Raw genomic sequence first — 2634 nt, 5'->3', positions numbered from 1 at the left:
TGTCGGGGTACTCGTTGGAGTGCAGAGGTGAGTACGGCTGATCTTGCAGAGGTCAGGTGTCGTGGTGGGCGCCTTGTTCGTCACGGTGGGTTGCGTCTTGCAGGCGCAGGCGGGTGAGGCCGAGCATGTCGATCAGCCATCCGGGTCCGCCGGTGATGCCGCGGGCGCGTAGGAGGGTGTCGACCTCGTTGTGGGTTGCCGCAGTGGTGTGGGCGAGGAAGTCCGCGCAGATCTGGAGCAGGAGTTGCAGCAGGTCTCCGTGGTTGGTGTCGCTGGTGGTCGCGGGGTCGTCCGGGTTGGCCGGGGTGGGCATCAGGCGACGTTCTCGATGGCGGTGAGGCGATTCTTGAGTCGGTAGCTGGGGCCGTTGATGGGGACGACGTCGCAGTGGTGCAGGAGCCGGTCGAGGATGGCGGTGGCTAGGACCTCGTCGCCGAAGACTTGGCCCCATTCGCCGAAGCCCTTGTTCGAGGTCAGCAGGGTGGAGCCCTTCTCGTAGCGTTTCGAGATCACCTGGAAGACGAGGTTGGCTTCGGGCCGTTCGAGGGGCTGATAGCCGACTTCGTCGATGACCAGGACGGTGGGGCGTAGGTAGGTCTGCAGCTTGCGGGCCAGCCGGCCGATCGCGTCGGCGGCGGTGAGGTGGCGGACCATGTCGTCGAGGGTGGTGAAGTAGACGGTGAACCCGGCTCGGCAGGCGGCGACCGCGAGGGACACCGCGATGTGGGTCTTGCCGACGCCGGGCGGGCCGAGGAACGCGACGTTGGCTTTGGCCTGCACGAACGCGAGGGTGGCGAGGTCGCGGACTTTGCGGGGGTCCAGGTCGGGTTGGAAGCTGAAGTCGTAGTCGTCGAGGGTCTTGTGGTGCGGCAGCTTCGACAGGCGCAGCCCGGCGCGGAAGCGGCGTTCGTCGCGGACGGCGAGTTCCTCTTGCAGGACGAGGTCGAGGAACTCGAGGTAGCCCATGGCCTCGGTGTCGGCCCGGCCGGTGAGCTCCTGCAGCGTCTTGGCCAGGTGAGGCAGGCCGAGTTTGGTGGCGCTGGCGTGGATGCGGTTGGTGACCAGCTCACTCACTTCGAGACGTCCTTCAGGTGTGGGCGGTTGGTGAACGGGCTGGCCGCAGCGATCTGCTCATAGACCGACAGCGGGCGGGCCTCGACGGCGATCTGGGCGGCGGCAGCCCGGTTGAGCAGGGCTTGCAGCGGTCCCTGGCCGCCGTCGAGGCGGGCCGGTCGGCGTGTGGTCGACTGCTCGCCGTCGGGGTCGCCGGTGGTGACGGCACGGGTGTGTCCGTCGGGCAGGCCGTCCCAGTGGGTTTCGTCGACGACGCGGGCGCCGCGGCCGACGGCCCGCTCGTGCGTGGCCAGCAGCGTGGTGCCGTCCAGGCCGCCGACGGTGGCGTGGATGGTGATGGTGGCGGCGGTCGCCCGGATCTCCACGAGTTGGCGGTGGCGGACCCGTCGGGCCGGCACGGAGTAGAGGTTGCCGGCGTAGGCGACCAGGCAGTCCTTGCCGACGTGCCGCAGATGCCGGTCGGCGACCACATACGCCCGGGCGGGGATCGGTCGCAGCGCGGCGTGGTCACGGACCGCCCGCACGCCGATGATCTCGCCGTGGGTGCGGTGCCTTACGGCCCGCCGCTGCGGAACCCAGGCCATGAAGGTGGCGTCGAGCTCGGCCAGCGAGGAGAACGCCCGCCCGGCCAGGACATGATCACGGACGATGGTGACCTGCCGTTCGACCCGCCCTTTGCCGGTCGGCCGGTATGCGGCCAGCACATCGATGTCGAAGTCGTAGTGCCCGGCGAACGCGACCGCTTCCGGGTGCAGCGGCACCGCCTGACCCGGGGCGACGTGCCGGCGGACCACGGTCTTGGTCCGGTCGTAGACGATCACCCCGGGGACCCCGCCGAAGTGCGCGAACGCCCGCCGGTGACACTCCCAGAACGCGGCCAGGTCCTGGCTGGTGGTGAAGCAGCAGAACGGATCCCGCGAGTACGACAGCACCATGTGAAACGAGTACACCTTCGGGATCCCGACGTGAGCGAGGATGCCGCCCTCGTCGCCCCAGTCCACCTGCGCCTGCGCACCCGGAACGACCTCGAACCGGCGATGCAGCCCGGCCAGCTGATCCGGGCTGATCCCCAGCTCCGCCGCGATCCGCGGCCGGGCCTGCTGCAGATACAACTTCACCCGCTGGTAGTTACCGGTGAACCCGTACTGCTCGACCAGGCGTTCGTGGATCACCGTGCCCTTGAGCAGCAACTCCGCCCGCAACCACGCATCGACCACATGCGCGAACACATCGATCAGCTGCCCACGAGCCGGCCGCGCCCGAACCGGCGGCGCCACCTCGCCGCCACCAGCAGCCAGGTACTTCTTCACCGTCCGCCAGTTCAGGCCCGTCTCACGAGCGATCTCCGAGACACTCGCACCAGCCTCGTGCAACGCCCGGAACCGGCGCACATCCAGCCACCGCTGCTCATCCATCGCCCCCATCGCCAGCCGCCCCACGTCTGCCCGATCACGACCCGAGCAGCCTCACCCTCAGTCACCCGCTGACGACGGACAAACAGTGCGCACCTCTGCAAGATCAGCTGTACCTAGCTCTGCACTCCAGGCCGTACCCCGACAG

Annotated in this window: 3 protein-coding genes; all 3 read right to left on the bottom strand. The window is 68.9% G+C overall.

Annotated features, from left to right (window positions below):
* Positions 1–52: 52 nt before the first annotated feature.
* The 3 genes from DLJ47_RS34095 to istA are packed head-to-tail and all read right to left on the bottom strand — an operon-like array spanning position 53 to position 2489.
* Positions 53–313 carry a hypothetical protein gene (locus DLJ47_RS34095; RefSeq protein WP_109906334.1) on the bottom strand — a complete coding sequence of 87 codons (261 nt, stop codon included), beginning with the start codon at positions 311–313 and terminating at the stop codon, positions 53–55.
* Entirely contained in the window at positions 313–1074 is a 762-nt protein-coding gene (gene istB, locus DLJ47_RS34090; protein WP_109906332.1) for an IS21-like element helper ATPase IstB, read from the bottom strand. Before istB ends, DLJ47_RS34095 begins: the two co-directional genes overlap by 1 nt.
* Positions 1071–2489: an IS21 family transposase gene (gene istA / locus DLJ47_RS34085; protein WP_109906330.1), complete on the bottom strand. Its 1419-nt coding sequence runs from the start codon at positions 2487–2489 to the stop codon at positions 1071–1073. Before istA ends, istB begins: the two co-directional genes overlap by 4 nt.
* Between the last annotated feature and the right edge of the window lie 145 nt (positions 2490–2634).

The sequence above is a fragment of the Micromonospora sp. S4605 genome, from assembly GCF_003176715.1.
Classification (GTDB): domain Bacteria; phylum Actinomycetota; class Actinomycetes; order Mycobacteriales; family Micromonosporaceae; genus Micromonospora; species Micromonospora echinaurantiaca.
This window is presented reverse-complemented; position numbering and strand designations above follow the sequence as displayed.

Bases quoted from the DNA above. Each gene is read 5' to 3' on its own strand.
- istA (WP_109906330.1), bottom strand. From the start codon at position 2,489: ATGGATGAGCAGCGGTGGCTGGATGTGCGCCGGTTCCGGGCGTTGCAC.
- DLJ47_RS34095 (WP_109906334.1), bottom strand. From the start codon at position 313: ATGCCCACCCCGGCCAACCCGGACGACCCCGCGACCACCAGCGACACC.